The 17722-nt window shown below is 39.6% G+C and carries 18 protein-coding genes and 1 tRNA gene; 2 read left to right on the top strand and 17 right to left on the bottom strand.

Annotation, left to right across the window (positions count from 1 at the left end; all coding sequences use genetic code 11):
* Nucleotides 1-371: 371 nt before the first annotated feature.
* From trmL to queG, 3 genes are all read right to left on the bottom strand, one after another.
* On the bottom strand, nt 372-845 hold the full coding sequence (trmL, locus tag NSQ11_RS04600) for a tRNA (uridine(34)/cytosine(34)/5-carboxymethylaminomethyluridine(34)-2'-O)-methyltransferase TrmL (protein WP_003211950.1): 474 nt from the start codon (nt 843-845) through the stop codon (nt 372-374).
* Nucleotides 846-888: 43 nt separating this feature from the next.
* Nucleotides 889-1791 (bottom strand): amidase domain-containing protein, encoded by a 903-nt coding sequence (locus tag NSQ11_RS04595; RefSeq protein WP_017360376.1) that lies wholly within the window; start codon nt 1789-1791, stop codon nt 889-891.
* Between the two features lie 61 nt (nt 1792-1852).
* The gene (gene queG / locus NSQ11_RS04590; protein ID WP_041093435.1) at nt 1853-3001 is read right to left on the bottom strand and encodes a tRNA epoxyqueuosine(34) reductase QueG; all 1149 of its coding nucleotides are present in this window, start codon (nt 2999-3001) and stop codon (nt 1853-1855) included.
* A gap of 83 nt (nt 3002-3084) precedes the next feature.
* Between queG and NSQ11_RS04585 the strand changes: the two genes are divergently transcribed.
* Complete coding sequence (locus NSQ11_RS04585) at nt 3085-3681, top strand: hypothetical protein (protein ID WP_017360378.1); 597 nt, start codon at nt 3085-3087, stop codon at nt 3679-3681.
* A gap of 96 nt (nt 3682-3777) precedes the next feature.
* Here the strand turns inward: NSQ11_RS04585 and NSQ11_RS04580 are convergent.
* From NSQ11_RS04580 to NSQ11_RS04525, 12 genes are all read right to left on the bottom strand, one after another.
* Nucleotides 3778-3851, bottom strand: a tRNA-Gly gene (locus NSQ11_RS04580).
* A gap of 127 nt (nt 3852-3978) precedes the next feature.
* Entirely contained in the window at nt 3979-4635 is a 657-nt protein-coding gene (locus NSQ11_RS04575) for a hypothetical protein (RefSeq protein WP_098681062.1), read from the bottom strand.
* Nucleotides 4636-4713: 78 nt separating this feature from the next.
* Nucleotides 4714-4995, bottom strand: coding sequence for a hypothetical protein (locus NSQ11_RS04570; protein ID WP_008349089.1), 282 nt, complete (start codon nt 4993-4995; stop codon nt 4714-4716).
* A complete protein-coding gene (locus NSQ11_RS04565; RefSeq protein WP_017366900.1) occupies nt 4992-5897 on the bottom strand; it encodes a PqqD family protein in 906 nt (301 codons plus the stop codon). Before NSQ11_RS04565 ends, NSQ11_RS04570 begins: the two co-directional genes overlap by 4 nt.
* On the bottom strand, nt 5881-7347 hold the full coding sequence (locus tag NSQ11_RS04560; protein WP_061418478.1) for a hypothetical protein: 1467 nt from the start codon (nt 7345-7347) through the stop codon (nt 5881-5883). Before NSQ11_RS04560 ends, NSQ11_RS04565 begins: the two co-directional genes overlap by 17 nt.
* A complete protein-coding gene (locus tag NSQ11_RS04555; RefSeq protein ID WP_008349096.1) occupies nt 7325-8071 on the bottom strand; it encodes an ABC transporter ATP-binding protein in 747 nt (248 codons plus the stop codon). Before NSQ11_RS04555 ends, NSQ11_RS04560 begins: the two co-directional genes overlap by 23 nt.
* A gap of 115 nt (nt 8072-8186) precedes the next feature.
* Nucleotides 8187-8399 (bottom strand): hypothetical protein, encoded by a 213-nt coding sequence (locus NSQ11_RS04550; RefSeq protein ID WP_003211695.1) that lies wholly within the window; start codon nt 8397-8399, stop codon nt 8187-8189.
* 543 nt (nt 8400-8942) lie between these two features.
* On the bottom strand, nt 8943-10085 hold the full coding sequence (ssuD, locus tag NSQ11_RS04545; protein WP_017360383.1) for an FMNH2-dependent alkanesulfonate monooxygenase: 1143 nt from the start codon (nt 10083-10085) through the stop codon (nt 8943-8945).
* A 14-nt stretch (nt 10086-10099) separates the two neighbouring features.
* Complete coding sequence (locus tag NSQ11_RS04540; protein WP_225310416.1) at nt 10100-10888, bottom strand: ABC transporter permease; 789 nt, start codon at nt 10886-10888, stop codon at nt 10100-10102.
* A gap of 44 nt (nt 10889-10932) precedes the next feature.
* The gene (locus NSQ11_RS04535; RefSeq protein WP_035392610.1) at nt 10933-11922 is read right to left on the bottom strand and encodes an aliphatic sulfonate ABC transporter substrate-binding protein; all 990 of its coding nucleotides are present in this window, start codon (nt 11920-11922) and stop codon (nt 10933-10935) included.
* 14 nt (nt 11923-11936) lie between these two features.
* A complete protein-coding gene (locus NSQ11_RS04530) occupies nt 11937-12704 on the bottom strand; it encodes an ABC transporter ATP-binding protein (protein WP_035392611.1) in 768 nt (255 codons plus the stop codon).
* 163 nt (nt 12705-12867) lie between these two features.
* Nucleotides 12868-13023, bottom strand: a complete 156-nt coding sequence (locus NSQ11_RS04525) for an FbpB family small basic protein (RefSeq protein ID WP_019743964.1) — start codon at nt 13021-13023, stop codon at nt 12868-12870.
* Between the two features lie 265 nt (nt 13024-13288).
* Between NSQ11_RS04525 and NSQ11_RS04520 the strand changes: the two genes are divergently transcribed.
* A complete protein-coding gene (locus NSQ11_RS04520) occupies nt 13289-14581 on the top strand; it encodes a homocysteine synthase (RefSeq protein ID WP_008349114.1) in 1293 nt (430 codons plus the stop codon).
* A gap of 42 nt (nt 14582-14623) precedes the next feature.
* Here NSQ11_RS04520 and lepB read toward each other — a convergent pair whose 3' ends face one another.
* Complete coding sequence (lepB, locus tag NSQ11_RS04515; protein WP_019743962.1) at nt 14624-15190, bottom strand: signal peptidase I; 567 nt, start codon at nt 15188-15190, stop codon at nt 14624-14626.
* Between the two features lie 156 nt (nt 15191-15346).
* Nucleotides 15347-17290, bottom strand: a complete 1944-nt coding sequence (locus NSQ11_RS04510; protein ID WP_342501284.1) for an LTA synthase family protein — start codon at nt 17288-17290, stop codon at nt 15347-15349.
* Nucleotides 17291-17722: the final 432 nt, after the last annotated feature.

Here is a 17722-nt window from a genome sequence, read left to right as displayed (position 1 = left end):
TACATGCTTTCGTTCTTCAAAATGACGAATTGGCAAACTGAATTGACAACCATCCGCAAGACCCTTCATAATAAAGGAAAAACAGGAGAAAAATGATCTTCATCTCCTGCTTTTCAAGGCGAACTTCACAACATATGAAACCGGCAGCAAAGGAACAAAGGGATAAGGGGGAGCTTATATGAGAACGGTCATTATGATGGGCGTCATCATTACGTTTTTAGTATCCATTTTCACAGCTGGCTACGAAGGCAAGCCTGGTAAATGAAAAAAAGGATGTTCCATCAGCGGAACATCCTTTTTCATTTCGTTCATATTTTCAGCACTTATATATTCACTGAAAGCGAGATGGGATCTCGGCTTTTATCTTGTTCTTATATCAAATCTCGGTATTGCTGCTGGCGAAGCGCCTCATACACAAGAATCGCTGCCGTATTCGATAGATTCAGTGAACGAACATGCTCTGTCATCGGTAAACGTAGACAGCGATCCATATTCCGTTCAATCAAATCTTTTGGCAAGCCACTCGTTTCTCTGCCAAATACGAAGAAGTAGTCTTCATCTAGCTGCGAGTAATCGAACGTTGTATGCGGCTTTTGCCCAAACTTTGTGATATAGAAAAATTGCCCCTTCGGATGAGCCTCAAACAATTCATCTAATGAATCATGATAGACGACATTGGCATATTTCCAATAATCGAGTCCTGCACGCTTCAGCATTTTATCATCTGTCGAAAAACCAAGCGGACGAATCAGATGAAGTGTTGTATTTGTTGCTGCACATGTACGCGCAATATTTCCAGTATTAGCTGGAATTTCTGGTTGATATAAAACGACATGAAGTCCCAAAAAAGTTCACCTCTAATTTTCTTTTCCGCTCAACATTATACCATTAACTACCCTTCGGAGCATCGTCCAAAATGTGAAAAAACGTATAACGAATATTAGGTGTATAAGCCGTTGAATCTTCATACGACCAGTAACGCATACGGCTGTCATACGTTTGTGCATTCACAAGAGGCATTCCGCCTTTATCATGATCAACGACAATGGTTGTATGATTATACCTACCGTCACCCTCAAAATCGTAACAAATAACATCACCTATTTGAAGCTCCTGCGGCTCCTTGAGCTTCTTCGCTCTCAACCCCGCTTTGGAATTCGCTAAGTAATTTTTCATCGAATGTGCCACCGTCCAGCTGTAGCTCCACGTATGTGGACGAACCCACCAGCCAGATCCACGGTTCGGATATCCTCTCGTTGGCGCATTCCCTGCTTTTAGACATTGTGAAATAAAATTCGTACAGTTATCTTCGAAGTTTTTATAGGCTGGATTTCGTTTATTCCAATACGTCTCAGCATATTGAACAGCTGCACGCCGGTCATAGTGAAAAGCTCTTCCAAATTGGTCTTCATTTTGGAAACGCTCATCCACCTGATCTTCCTTTTGTCGTTCTTCTAACATCATCCGATCTTTCACAAGCATGTCGTTATAAAGAAACGCTTCTCTTTTCTCAACCTGTTCCTCTAAATAAAAAGAATCGTCTATATCCTTACAGACATAAGTGAGGTGCGCGAGATATTGTACTTGCTGAGCTCCATCATCTTGAATAGCTGAATCGAGAAGTTTTGCTTTTGCTTTCGCCTTGACAATCTCAACTTGTCTTCTTGCAAACAACTCTTTCTTTCGCTCCACAGCGTCCACATCAGACATCAGCTGCGGCTGTTTGATCGTACTGCCATTTAATAAATATGCCAGTCTGTCTTCTAACGTTTGTTCTAATAATTGTTTCACACAGACACCACCAAACTTTTTTTAACATCTCTGTTTGGTTCATTCTATGTTCAATGGGAGGTTATTTAGTATTTAAAGGTGTTTGTAACAATTCAATCCCTTTGATGATCTCTTGTTTTGCTTCTTCATCACTTTCCCGTTCAAGGGCTTTTTCGAGTTCTGAAAGCTGCTGACCATCGCCAATTTTACCGATTGCCCAAGCAGCCGTGCCTCGAATGACCGGTCTTGGATCTTTATGCATCAGGTCAACCAAATCTGGCAAAGCAGATGCATCTTTAAAGTGAGCAAGTGCCAAAATGGCATTCCGCTGAATAGGCTTTTTCCCTCGCCATGATCCAGAAACATGACCATACTTCTCTTTAAATTCACGATTGCTGATTGTCAGCAGTGGCTTTAAGAGCGGCTTTGCAATTTCAGGGTCCGGCTCCATTTCAGGATGTAGATGAAAGTCTTTCCCTTTATTAATTGGGCAAACCGTTTGGCACGTATCACATCCATACAACCGATTCCCTATTTTCGAGCGAAATTCGTCAGGTAAAAACCCTTTTGTCTGTGTTAAAAACGAAATACACCTTTGAGAATTGAGCTGGCCTGGATTCACAAGAGCACCCGTTGGGCATGAATCCACACATTTATTACAAGTTCCGCACTGGTCTTCTATTTTCTCATCCGGTTCAAATGGAACATTTGTAATCATCTCAGCCAAATAGACATAAGATCCGAACTCTGGGGTGATAATCATACAGTTCTTTGCACTAAAGCCAATGCCAGCACGTTCGGCTACAGCACGGTCAGACAATTCACCTGTGTCCACCATTGATTTTGTCCGTATATCTTCGTGTTTACTACGCAAAAACTCTTCAAGCATGTCGAGCTTTTTTTTCAGCACAACATGATAATCAGTTCCCCATGAAGCCCTGCAAAAAATCCCTCTTCTTGCATCCTTTGTACTTCGGGGAGCATCTTTCATTTTGGAAGGGTATGCGAGCGCAATGGCGACAATTGATTTTGCTTTTGGAAGCAGCAAAGCAGGATTTGTTCGTTTTTCGATATCAGGCTCTTCAAAACCGGACAAATACCCTAACGATTCATGTAAGATGAGGCGGTCCTTTAATGAATCAAATGTATCAGCACTTGCAAATCGAATTTTATCGACACCAATTTCGTTCGCATATTGAATTAACTCTTCTTTTAATTGTCCAACATGAATCACCTTGCAAACCTCCTTTCTTTGTTTCTTCAGTTGTTTTCAGTATAATACGAGTGTATCATGACCGATTGGAGTGAGTCACTGTGAAGATACAAATGGAAATTTCCCAACCTCAAAGCCCGTCTATCCATGTTGGACAGATTGAATATTCACATATTGAGATAGGTAAATCCCCTCAAATGTTAAAAGGTCGACTACGCCTGTTTCAAGAATCTTTGTTTTTTGAATATGAAGATCAAACTTTGGAAGAAGTACCAGCGATCAAAGAATGGACGAATCTTCTAGAAGGTGTTCCCTTTCTTCCGCTTCTTGCTGATATTCAAAAAGAACAATTTATTGACTCGACCAATTCCGTACAGGATTTGTCGATATTTTTTTCATTAAAATATTTCTTGCCTATCCTTACATTAGATGCCGATCAATTGAAAGGGCCTCTTTCATTATCCAAAAATGAAACTGGTCATATTGAATGGCAGGATGGCGCAGAGCTTAAAGGGTTATTTTCTCAAGCAAGTAAAGCTCAAATTTCTCAAGACACAAAAAGCATTCTTCAAATCATTCTCTTCCCACCATCTATTTCCCGGGAAAAGAGTGAGGCACTTATACAATCCTTGACGAAGATGTTTATACAAATACATGGTGGAGAAAGTAAATATGAACTCATTGAAAAAGCACTGTAGGTGACAGTGCTTTTTACATTATACTGACATAATAAAAAACGCAACACTTCGTTTATCTATGAAACGAAATACTGCGTTATAAACAAAATTATGTATTGGAGCGGGTGATGAGAATCGAACTCACGACATCAGCTTGGAAGGCTGAGGTTTTACCACTAAACTACACCCGCATCAATCTTTTAAAGACAACATCATTGCGTTGACTTTTATTATGTTACAACTTTCTTAACAATTCGTCAAGAGAATATGAAGATTTTTCGTCAAAAAAATTCATATTCTCCATATATATCACGATAGTTATTTGTCTAGCTGGATATAAAATAAATACGCATGTGAAATATGTTTCAGCGCTTGCTTTGGATTTTTTTCAATTTTATCAAGCATAGGAACATCGCCATTTTTCCCCATTGCCGCTGTGTACGCAATGAGCGCCTTATCTCCTGAAGCGACTTTAACAGATTCAGATTGTGCAGAGAAGACATAATCACTTACTTTGAATGGAAAGCTTGACGTCGCTTTCGTTATTCCGCCATTCTTCTTATCTGACCAAATGCTAAATTGTGAGTTGAATATATCTTTCTCATGACTTAGTTGAAAGAGTACATTCATCGTTTGGTCAGTTCCTTCCTGATGTAACGTAAAAGTCGAAGAAGATGCTTCCTTATCAACTAGCTGGCCATTTTTGTAGTGGCTCCCGATAAAAGTAATACTCTTATCATTCTTCGTTAATCCTTTAAGTGTTAGAGCTACTATTTCATTCGTCGTTGATGCCTCTAGTAAGTTTTTTTCTTTCTTTGTCAATTTCATTTTTTCAATCGTTACTTGGTTTTTAGAGTCAGACTCTGTTTCTATTTTAGAGACCGTTTTCTCTGTCGTTGTTGTTTCTGCAGCCTTCTCGCCGCATCCTGCTAATAGAAAAACAGTCAATAAAAGAATGCTCCATTTCTTAATCATTGATATCCCCTTTTATACTTTTATTTTTTATTATACTAAAATTTGGTTGATTATACAAAAAAGATTAGGAGAATTCTCCTAATCTTTCGCTTTTTTCTGTTTCATGGCTGATAGGAATGCCACAATGAGAAAACTGACAGCAAAAATGACAACCATATAAATAAAAAAGTTTGGTTTGATTTGGAACGTAAATGCAGACGAACCTTCCATCTCAAAAGCAAGACTGTTAAATAATAATTCATTATTTGTTTTTGATTGAAATAAGTGATAGAACAGAACACCAATGGTCAACATCGGAAAACCTAAGAAACCTAGGAAACTACCAACAATTGCACCTTGTTTCATTGCCTGAACGTTCATGATCGTTGTCCTCCCATTCCACCAAGCAATAACTGCTTCATAATAGACTTACCATCCCCCATAAACGGAAGAAGGTAGAGCAATTGAATAAAATACGTGATTGAAAAAATGAAAAACCCTGTCGAAATCGGATTTTCTTTTAGAAATAAAACAGTCACAATGATTCCGGCTGCGCCAATGAGCCCCGGCAAAAGCGGACCAAGCAGTGTAATCCACACCTGTTTTTTCTGAAACGGATCTAAAACAGGCCTCACAAATTTCACAGACATCATATCGCTCGCAAAAAAGCCTTGAGGACCATCCCGGCCGGCGAACTTCCGATGTGCATACCCATGTGCCGCCTCATGCAAGGCAGTTCCAGTAATTAACCCGAAATAAATAATCGTAAAATAAATGGCAATGGCTACAATCGATGGATCAGGAATAAATAAAAAGGCGATTCCCGCCATGATCATAAAGAGCACCCAGAAAAAGATGATTTTGCGCGTCACCATCAGCAGAGCCGTACCCAATATGTGAAGAAATGAATGACCCGTGCAGTCAAACCGCTCTTTCATCTTTACTTGATACTGCTTAAAAAATTGACAGAAGGCTGTGACAGTCCGATATGGCGATTGATAATGAATCGACAGCAAGTGATGCTGATTCAGCCCCATCATCAATTGATAAAAATCGCGGGCAATCACAGACTCATCGACCTGAAACAAATCGGCGAGTTCTGCCGTAATACTCGCCTCTGTCCTTTGACCATCCACTTTCGTTAACATATGATATGCACTTTCGTTAATTGGAAGTGAGCTTCCGTACTGCGTATCAGTCAAATGCCTTTTTTGTAAAGTCACATATGGCGCAAGTGCCGGCACCCGCTCAATCTTTAGCTTATTGTTAAGAAGTTGAATCATGTGAATACCTCCATGAAAAACCTTTATATATGGCAAAGATGAGCAGACATTCAAATCCTGCCACAAGCAGCCACTGAAGCATTTGACTCGATTCCCCTATCACATAGTTTCCAATAAATACAATCGGAATCATGATTAAAATAAGCGCTCCAAACGAGAAAATACCTGTGTAAGGATTATTTCGATCAAGGGGTAATAAAATACCTACCACATAAAAGAGAGCCGTTGCATTACACAAGACAGCAGCGCCAATCAACACGATCCATATCTGATCCGGGAGCGTCAGTGTTGTGATCATAAATAAAACAATTTGGATCACACCAACGAGCAAAAGTCCGAGAAACTTATAAAGAGCCACTTCCCACGGCCTTAGACCAAACGTTTTATACATCCCAAGCATACGTTTGTCATTGCCAAATGAATTAAAAGCTGTTAACCCAGCTAGCGCACATAAGACAAAAAAAGCTTCTCCTTCAAAGCGGAAGGCAAACTGATAACGGACAAATAAAATGACAATAAGGAGGATGAGAAAGTTTAAAATATTTTCTTCATTTCTCACTTGTGACTTTATTTCCTTTACAATGAGTGACCACTTTTTCGAAGATGAAAATGGTAGCTTGTGCAGAAAGGTTAACGCTTTTTTCTCAGCCATAATTGGCATTAAAGCAAGAGAAATAAATGCGCCTCCCGCAGATAATAAGATGAAGAGGACCAAAATCGCATAATTCACCCCGTCAGGAGACATCCCTTGTGCCGCTAAGAAAAACGGCGCTGTAAAATACATCAAATGATAATCAAACTGTACATATGATTGCTGTATTTGATTGATGTCGAAATGTGTCATTCCATACGCTACAACTAGCGCTAATAAAACAAATATCGCTGCAAACTTTTGCAACGGTAATTTTAATTTTAGTACGAGTAAATAAGTCACGTTGTAAATGAGCTGAAGCAGTGTTAAGACAAAGAGCGATTGCAACAGCACCATCAAAAAGAATGTAAGAATAAAGAAAATACCGATCCCTTGTGCAATAAAATTAGGTAAAAGCAAAATCCCGATGAAAAATAAAACAAGCCCTGTCACGACTGTCACCATCGGAATGAAGTAACCAAGACTTTTTTGAAAGGTAGACAGCGGAAACCAGCTGAGCTGCATAGAAAAACGATCTTGTTCAGGTGTTCTGACTTTGATCAGCACAAATAACAAGCTTGTAAAAATGGATGCATTGATTGCCATCGACACAACCAACAACCCAAGTGAACGTTCATCTCCATTTAAGAAAGCCTTCATAAAGACACCCGTAAAACTGTATCCGATGATGGCTCCCATTGTGACTGCAAACAAAAAGAATAAGACCACAATGATTCGCTTCGTTTGAGTATCAAAGAGCTTATACATCTCCTGCTGCCACATTTTAAGCATCATTTTAGAAATGATTAATGATTTCATCAAAATGTGCACCCCTATCACTTAACATTGAAGCTTTCAGAAACACCTGTTCCAATGTGCTTGATTGATACTTTTCTTTTAAGGCTGAAACCGTCCCTTCATCCATTTTATTTCCTTTAGAAATAATGGCGATCTTGTGGCACAGCTCTTCCGCTGAAAGCATATCATGCGTTGAAAGCAAGATTGCACCATGGTGCTCGGCATAACGTTTCATCAGTTTCTTTGTGTTTATAACCGCTTCAATATCAAGTCCTCTAAAGGGCTCATCCATGATCACTAATTGACTCTCAAGCATAAAGGCAGCAATCAGCTGTGTCTTTTTTTTCATTCCATGGGAATAGGTTTCAATCGGTCTTGATAAAGCTGATTCCATATCAAACAATTCAATTAGTTGATTTCTTCTTTGAATTGTTTTACATTCATACATAGAAGAAACAAAATCTAAATATTCAGCACCAGTCAATGCTTCAGGGAGCAGCAGATCATCTGGAACATAGGCGACTTGTTTTTTAAACGATGGATCATCATTTGTGACGTCCTTGATATGAATGGTTCCTTCTGTATGCTTAATGATGCCGAGTACACAGTTAATCATCGTTGTTTTACCGGATCCATTTGGTCCAGCCACAGCAACGATTTGATGAGGGGCAATTTTTAAATGAAAATCATTGACAGCAGTCACGTTATTTTTATACGTCTTGGTTAAATTCTCGATCGTAAACATATAACCTCCAAGTGTCTGCATATTCTTTAAAAACAGATCAGGCTAAACCGCCCGCCACAGACGGTTTAGCCCTGGTGTCTTATCTAAGAAGTAAAAAGATGAATCCTAAGTATAGCTACTTACATTCAATTTGGACTTTTAAGCCACTTTCCCACTGAACGGCTCCTGTAAAGCTACCCTTGCCGTTTGCTAAACACCAAACTGCTGCTCCTAGAACAACTGTTGCTCCCAATCCAAGAAGGACAGCAACAAATACTAAGAACCAAGCTTGGTCCATAATAGCAGGTTCCATAGTGGAATAGTCAACTTGCGGCGCTGCATAAGTCATACTTTTCACCTCCCAGCTTATGATGATCGTATCATAGGCGTCACACTCCAAACATCAACAGAAGATCCCATTTTTGACCGAACATATTTTCGTGTAAAATGTGACTTTTTATTCAATTGTTCATGTTCAACTGTATAAATTATCCCTTTTTTACTATTTTTCACCACAACATAAGAACCACAAGACCCAAATATTGGCAATAAATCCATCTTTTTTCTGCCTTTTTTCAAATAGTTCATTTTCATCATCTCTTCTATTTAATCTTTCATTTTTTTGAGATAGAAAGAATTCCCCCGATATATCAGATATAAAAGTCCTAATTATATGTTGTTATCACATCAAATACGACATATTAACTGATAATTCCGACAAAAGAGTGAGCATATTTTCCTTCTTCTCTTGTCTCTTAAAATATGTATATACAAGAAATTCTGTTGGGAAAAAAGCCCTTGCCTTCTTCCACAGCACATATCATTTTACTTGCATCTCTTTCTATAAAAAAAGCAAAGCAGCCCGACACAAGTATGACTGCTTTGCTTTCATTTATGAGGAACTTGCAGCAGAGGCTGTATCAGGAAAGTAATTGTTCCCAATAATTTCACCAGCAGGAACGTGTGGTCCTGCATCACCATTTCTTTTAAATGGGAGAAGCGGGAAAACAAGTTCTGCTAAATAATAAGATTCTTCTAAGTGCGGATAACCAGAAAAGATAAATGTATCAATACCTAGAGACTGATATTCTATTATACGTTCTGCTACTGTATGCGGGTCCCCGACGAGCGCTGTTCCTGCCCCGCCTCTAACTAAGCCAATGCCTGCCCAAAGATTAGGGCTAATTTCAAGCTTCTCTTTATTCCCTTGATGTAATTCAACCATTCGTTTTTGCCCTACTGAGTCCATCCCTTGTAAAGTCTTTTGCGCCTCATCAATAGTCTCTTGATCTAAATGACGAATCAGATGTTCCGCTGCCTGCCAAGCTTCATCTTCCGTTTCTCTCACGATCACATGAAGTCGAATACCAAACCTCACCGTTCTTCCTTCCTTTTCAGCCTGCTTTTTCACTTGTGCGATTTTCTCTTTTACTTGTGCAGGCGGCTCGCCCCAAGTTAAATAAACATCTGTATGTTTTGCAGCGGCTTGAATGCCTGCTTCTGATGATCCTCCAAAAAAAACGGGTGGATGTGGTGTTTGAGCTGGTGGAAATAGCAGACGTCCATTTTGTGCTTGCAGATGCTTCCCTTGAAACTGAACATTCTCTCCTTTCAATAACCGCTTCCAGATGGTCAAAAATTCTTCTGTTGCCTCATAGCGTTCATCATGAGAAATGAATAGCCCGTCTCCTTCAAGTTCTTCTTTACTTCCTCCCGCTACAACATTGATCAGCAGTCTCCCGCCTGAAAGCCGATCAAATGTGGAGGTCATTCTAGCAGCAACAGACGGCTGCATCAACCCTGGCCGAAGAGCCACAAGAAACTTTAAATGAGTTGTTTCTGCAGCTAAAGCGGCCGCTGTCAGCCATGGATCTTCACAAGATCTACCAGTAGGCAGCAAGACCCCTGTGTACCCAAGCTGATCGGCAGCTTGAGCAATTTGTTTAAAATACGGATAGTCTGCCTGTCTTGCCCCTTTCGATGATCCTAAATAACGCCCATCCCCATGCGTTGGAATAAACCATAGAATATTCATCATATCGCCTCCTGTTATTTTTCACCTTGATAACTTGTGCGCCATTTGAGCAGTCGCTTTTCTAACAGCCGTACAAATGAATCAGTCATCTTACCAACTACCGCAAAGATGATAATCCCTACAAACACTTTATCCGTTTGCGAGAATTGTCTTGCATCCATAATCATGTAGCCAACTCCACTACTCGACCCCATCAATTCAGCCACCACTAAACCAAGCCAGGCAATGCCTAATGAAAGCCTCACGCCCAGAAGAATATGAGGAAGGGCAGCAGGTAAAATGAGCTTTGTGATATTTTGATACAGATTAAACTCTAAAGCGCGAGCCACATCGAACAGCTTGTTATCTACACTGCGAATTCCTAGAAAAGTATTGATATAGATCGGAAAAAAAGCCCCAAGTGCAATCAATAAAATTTTCGCTGATTCATCAAAACCAAACCAAAGAATAAATAAAGGAGTCACCGCTAAATGAGGAACTGTTCTCAGCATTTGCAAGGTCGGATCTACATACTGCTCGGTTTTCCTAGAAAAACCGACACACAGACCCATCGCAAGTCCTAAACCTCCCCCAAGTAAAAACCCGCATATTGCTCTGTAGAGACTGATGTAAAGATGGCCAAACAGCTCACCGGAACGAATCAACTCACGAAAAGATTCCGCAATGACAGTGGGTGCAGGTAGTACAGTAGAAGAAACGATTTGGGAAGCAGCAGCTCCCTGCCAAATCGCAATGAGTAAAGCAGGTAATACAAGTCCTTTTAACATGATGAAGGATGAAGCTTTTCTCCTTTTTTTCTTCATTCGCTCAGTTTTAGTCACAAGGGCTGGGTTAGATGCAGCTTTCATCAACTCTTCTCCTCTTTCAGCATTTTTTCAATAAACGAATTATCTACCACCTGATTGACATCAATCTTCCGCTGAATCGCCTTTGTTTGATATTGAAAATCAGCTGTATGCTGCTGGGCGTTTATGATCTTCTTAGAAATGGGCTCATTGAGCGGCTCTGTATTGTTTAATACTTGTGTCACCACCTTCTGATCTAATTGTTTCAAACGAGCATAAAGTGTAATGGCTTCCTGTTGATGGTCTTTCTGCCATTTCACCGCTTTGTCATATACTTTTAAAAATTGCACCACTAGTTCAGGGTACTCATCGGCAAACTTGGTTCTGACAAGTGTGAATCCAGGTGAATATAAATCGGTCGCTTCTCCATTAACCAGTAGCTTTGCTCCCTTTTCTATCGTTTCAAGTGATAAGAACGGCTCCCAGATCGACCAAGCATCAACTGATCCATTTTCAAACGCAGATATTGCCTCATCCGGCTGAAGCTGAATGATCTGAACATCCTTTGCAGATAAACCAGCCTGATCTAATACTTTGTATAAAAAGTCAAAACCACTGCTTCCTTTGGCAACGGCGATTTTTTTCCCTTTTAAATCTTCTACTTTTTGAATCTCACTGTTCTTATTCACTAAAATCCCATTCGCCTTTAACCCATCCTGAGATAAACCAATTTCCTTAAAATCAATACCTGCTGCCTGACCAGCTATAACAGGTGAATTACCAACCTGTGAAAAATCTAATTGATTGGCGGCGAGCCCTTCGAATTGGGGAGGACCACTTTGGAACTCCACCCACTTGACTTTCATACCTTCTTTTTCAAATGATTGCTCAAACCACCCTTTTTCCTTTGCTAAAAGAAGTGGGCTTAGACTTTGCTGAATCCCAATCCGAACCTCTTTCGGCTTGTCTTCTGATCCATTCGCTGCTTGACCACACCCAGCTAATACAAGGAGGATACCCAGAAAGAGAACGATCCTTTTTTGCCTTTTCATTCGATTTGACCTCCTTAAATTCCTGAGCCATTCGTCAGTAACAGCTCATCTGTTTTCTCAAATTCTGAAAGCACCTTTTGTCTTAAGCTCTGAAAAGCTGTTGACGTTCTATTCCTCGGGAATGGTAAGTTCACGGGAAGGATTTTATGAATTCGGCCGGGTCTTGCTTGTAACAGCACAATTTCATTGGCTAAATAAATGGATTCGTCAATATCATGAGTGACAAGCACCATCGTTGTTCTTTTCTCCTGCCAAATATCCAGCAGCACATCCTGTAAGTGTTTCCGTGTAAATGCATCTAGCGCACCAAAAGGTTCATCAAGCAATAAAATCTCCGGATCACGCAGGAGTGCTCTTGCAATAGCAACACGTTGTGACATCCCGCCTGAAAGCTCATGTGGATAGGCGTGTTCAAAACCTTTTAACCGAACAATTTCAATTAATTCATCCACTTTGCGGCGAACAGCCACCTGTTTTAAATTGAAATTGGCAGCGATATTTTCTTCGACCGTCAGCCATGGAAACAAGCGATGCTCTTGAAAGATAAAGCCCTGTTTCATTCCTGGTTCTACCACACGCCTTTCTCCTATCACGATCTGCCCATCATAATCTGTATCAAGCCCTCCAATCATCTTCATCAATGTACTTTTCCCGCAACCGCTCGGACCAATCACCGTCACGAATTCACCAGGAACGATGGTGAACCTTACGTTTTCAAGCACTTGAATGGTTTGTTTGTCTTTCCAAAAAGACTTATCCACAATATCAACGGAAATAGTCAATGCAAGTTCACTCCTCTTGTCATCAGATAGATACACAGAAAGGCCCTTATCCCAAAAATAGAGATAAGAGCCTTCGTGTTGTCCGATCAGCTATTCATATTGAGTTGTTAGCACCATCCTAAATCATATTATTCCTATAAATCAACTGTATTTTATAAAATAGTTATTTCGACCTTGTATGCTTTTCATCAATACGATCGTAAATGGCTTCTATTCGTTCTTGATTGCTGTAAATCTCATATTTGTTTCGCTCAATCAAAATGTCTAATGTGATATCCAAATGTTTTCTGTATTTTTTTCGTTTTTTCTTTTTCTCCATCTTCAACTTCCCTCCTGATTAAAATAAAAAAAGGCCCTTCACTCATGCTTGAGTGAACGAGCCTTCGGTTGACCGATCAGCGATTCTTGTTGGTATTTTCAGTATGCTTATGTTAATACATACTATTCCGACATGTCAACTATATTTATTGTTTTTTCAGATTTATCTAAAAAATGATTGACCGGGCAGTAAACAAGATTTATAGTCTTATTAAATATTTCTTATTAAAGTAGTTGGTTTTATCTAACAAAAGGAGGATACACACATGTCAGAAGAACTTCAATTTCGTTTAGAAACAAAAGCAATACACGCAGGTCAAGAACTGGATTCAGCCACCTATTCAAGAGCTGTACCTATTTACCAAACAAGCTCTTTCGGTTTTAGAGATAGTGAGCATGCGGCGAATTTATTCGGACTTCAGGAACCCGGTAATATTTATTCACGTATTATGAACCCGACAAATGATGTGTTTGAAAAACGGATCGCTGAGCTTGAAGGTGGAATTGGTGCACTTGCTGTCTCCTCAGGACAAGCAGCGACCACTTACTCCATTTTAAACATTGCAGGAGCTGGTGACGAAATCGTATCCTCCAGCAGTCTGTATGGCGGCACATATAATTTATTTGCTCATACCTTGAAAAAGCTTGGAATAACAGTAAAGTTTGTGGATTCCTCAAACCTTGAAGAACTTGAAGCAGCCATTACAGATAAAACAAAAGCAGTGTATGCAGAGAGCATCGGAAATCCAAAAGGCGACATTTTACATATTGAAGCCGTATCAGCCATTGCACACAAGCACCATATCCCTCTAATTGTGGATAACACACTTGCCAGCCCTTATTTGTTAAGACCGATTGAATTTGGTGCAGACATTGTTGTCCATTCAGCGACGAAATTCATCGGCGGCCATGGCACATCCATTGGCGGAGTCATCGTCGACAGCGGCAAGTTTCCTTGGAGTGATAGTGATAAGTTCAAAGGCCTGACGGAACCAGACCCTAGCTATCATGGCCTGACGTATACGGAAGCGATTGGCGAAGCGGCTTATATCACAAAGGCACGTGTACAGCTCTTACGTGATCTAGGGGCGGCTTTATCACCATTCAACTCATTTTTACTCTTGCAAGGCTTAGAAACATTGCATCTTCGCCTTGAACGCCACAGTGAAAATGCATTGAAGACAGCACAATTTTTACAAGATCATCCTCTTGTAGAATGGGTCAGCTATCCAGGTCTTGAAGGTCATGAATCCTTCGAACTGGCTCAAACTTATTTACCAAAAGGACAAGGCGCCATCCTCACATTCGGCATTAAAGGTGGCAAAGACGCAGGAAAAAAACTCATTGATTCGGTTCAGCTTTTCTCACATCTTGCAAACGTAGGCGACTCTAAGTCACTCATCATCCACCCTGCCAGCACAACGCATCAGCAATTAAGTGAAGCAGAGCAAAAAGCCACAGGGGTAACACCAGAACTTATTCGTTTATCTGTTGGAACAGAAGCGATTGAAGATATTCTGGCAGATCTAGAACAGGCGATTTCAAAAAGCCAGTCTTAACCAAACAAAAAAAGCACACCGGCGTGTGCTTTTTCTTATTGATTAGTGATTGATTAATCGAATATCTTGGAAGGGATAAAACACGAATGATGTTGTCCCTTGAATATCACTCTTTGTAAAAAGACCTAAACCGTTGCGACTGTCCATTGAGTTTTGGCGGTTGTCACCCATGACAAAGTACTTTCCTTTAGGGACTGTAAGAGGACCAAAATCAGGTGTCAGCAAGGTGCCATCTGCGGCAGCTTTCTTTTTGTTTGATGCTAAATAAGGCTCTGCCACTTTTTGACCGTTTACATATAGCTGATCATTTTTCATTTCGATTTTATCACCAGGTAAACCAATCAATCGTTTCACATAGTGAGTACTGCGCTCTTCCCCATCAAGAACAATGATTTGTCCGCGTTTATAATCGCCGAAGTAATCGACTGTTTTATTCACAAACACCCGCTCTGTATCATGCAGTGTCGGTTCCATAGAAGTCCCCTTTACAATATACGGTGCGAATAAAAAGTTACGAATGATAAAAACAGCAATAAATGCGATTAAGATGGCTTTAATCCAGCCCCATAATTCTGATTTCTTTTTTTGTGTTTTTGTATTTGTTGTCATAAGCTCCTCCTGAAATCCCCTAGGACAAAATGAGTTATCGCCAGCTGATCGCTGACGCCACGCTTGTTTCTCCCTAAATATAAACATATTTTGCCAACAAATCAAGCTGTAAGAGAGAAAAAGGCAAGCACCTTTCTGTGCTTGCCCAAAACTCAGTTAGTTAGCAGAAGAATCCGCTTCTGTCTCTTTGTTTGTTTTACCATAGAAATAATCAGATGGATTCACTGGTTTAAAATCAGATAGCTTATGGAATCGAAGAAGATCCCTGTACAGTACTTTATCTGACAGGCTTAACTGATTATCAACACGGGCTTTAATCGTTTCTGTCTTTTTGTTTTGTTTCACCACTTTACCCGTTTTTGTATCGTAGACCGTATTATCTACAAGGGTATATTTTGGTGTCACATAGTTTCCGTTACGGAATGCAACAGTTTGATCATGCTTCTTAGAGAATAAATCTGTTCCAAAATTCACGTACTCATTTGAATCAATACCTTGTAAGTGAAGAAGCGTTGGCATCACGTCTACTTCACCGCCATACGTATGATTCACGCCGCCTTGTTTCCCAGGGATCCGAATCATGAGCGGTACACGCTGATTTTGAGCATTTTGATATGGCGTAATTTCTTTCCCTTGAATCTCACTCATTGCACGGTTATGGTTCTCAGAAATACCGTTATGATCACCATATAATAGAATCAATGAGTCTTTATACAGACCCGATTTTTTCAAGTCCTTAAAGAATTGTTCTAATGACTCATCCAAGTATCTCGCTGTTTGGAAATAATTATCCACTGTTTTATCGCCAGTTGTTGCCTTAGCGATTGTCGCATCTTTCTCATCTAAATTAAATGGATAATGGTTGGTCAATGTCATTAAGTGTGCATAAAATGGCTTTTTCATTGATTCTAACATTGGAATTGATTCTTTAAAGAATGGTTTATCCTTCAGACCCATGTTTACAAGGTTTTCTTCATCCATGTTGTAATAAGATGCATCGAAGAATTGATCAATTCCCATATGTTTATAAATCGTGTCACGGTTCCAGAAAGATTTATAATCCCCGTGAAGCACTGCACTCGTATAGCCTGCTTTTTGATCTAAGATGGCAGGAAGTGATTGGAAGGTATTTTCACCTTTTGTCACAAACGCTGCACCCTCTGGTAAGCCAAACATACTATTATCCATCATCAGCTCAGCATCAGAAGTCTTCCCTTGACCAGTCTGGTGGAAGAAGTTATCAAAATACGTAAAATCTTCTTTTCCATGAGCTAGTTTGTTTAAAAACGGCGTCACTTCTTCTCCATTTAACTTGTAGTCAATTAAAAATGACTGGAAGCTTTCTAAATGGATTTTGATGATGTTTTTCCCTTTAGCTTGACCAAAGTATTCTGCATTTGGTTTCGCATAGTGAGAAGTCGTATAGTTCACGACATCCGTTAAATCATCACTACTCGCATTTGCTACCTGCGTTGCATTTTGTGCGGTTTGCACGCCGTCATAAATCGCATAGTTATAAACACCTAAATATTTCACAATGTACTTATGATCAAATGTTCTCGTCAATAATTCTGGACGATCTTTTTCAGCTAAGTGTAGGTTAACGAAGAACAGTCCAACACCTGCAGCCACAATCAGCAGTGCGAAAGTTTTTTTCATTTGGAACTTCTTCACTTCTGGTCTCCAAATGACAATGGCAATTAAAATGATGATATCAAGGAAGTACAAAAGGTCATGCGGCTTAATACTTGCTAACACACCGCCAGTCATACCTCCCCCAAGATTACCGGCTTGTTTCATTGTCGGGAATGTTAAAAAATCATCAAAGAAACGATAGTACGCTACATTCGCATATAAAAGTGCGGTCATAATAAAATCAATGACAATTAAAACAATGGCCGATTTACGCCCCTTCAAAAAGAGAGCAAGTCCTAAAAACACGATGGCTGAACTGAATGGATTTAATAAGAGAAGACCCTCTTGAAAAGATCCCTTCACTCCTAAATTAAAGTCCATTTTGTAGGCTGTGTACGATTTTGCCCAAAATAAAAGGACAGCCAAAACAAAAAAGCTATATTTGTTCGCAAATATTTTTTTCATAAAACCTCTTCTTTCTTATTTTCGATCTGATATAAATGAAATCATAAAAAATTTACATTGATTTTGCAAATGTAAATCTTCTGCACCAAGCATTCCGATGCTCTTTTCTCCGCAGGTTACATGTGCTCCTTTAATATAACGAATAAGAAGCATCATAAGTTTCAAAAAAAATACGAGTAAATAAAAGGAAAAATATCCATTTACATTAAATTTACTGCCGCTTCATGTTTCAGAGAATGATGAAGGTTTTGTAAATCACTCAGTACTACTTTACTTTTTTCATCTAATCGTGTCAAAGTAATTATAAAGAAAAGGAAGAATCACCTAGGCTTTTTGACTCACTTAGCCAAATTTATACAAAATCCGAACCAATTTGCTTTTTTATTGTGACTCAACCTCCAGCAATCCATGTATCCTCTCTGCTACCACAAA

The sequence above is a fragment of the Bacillus sp. FSL W7-1582 genome (assembly GCF_038593325.1).
GTDB lineage: Bacteria > Bacillota > Bacilli > Bacillales > Bacillaceae > Bacillus > Bacillus altitudinis.
This window is presented reverse-complemented; position numbering and strand designations above follow the sequence as displayed.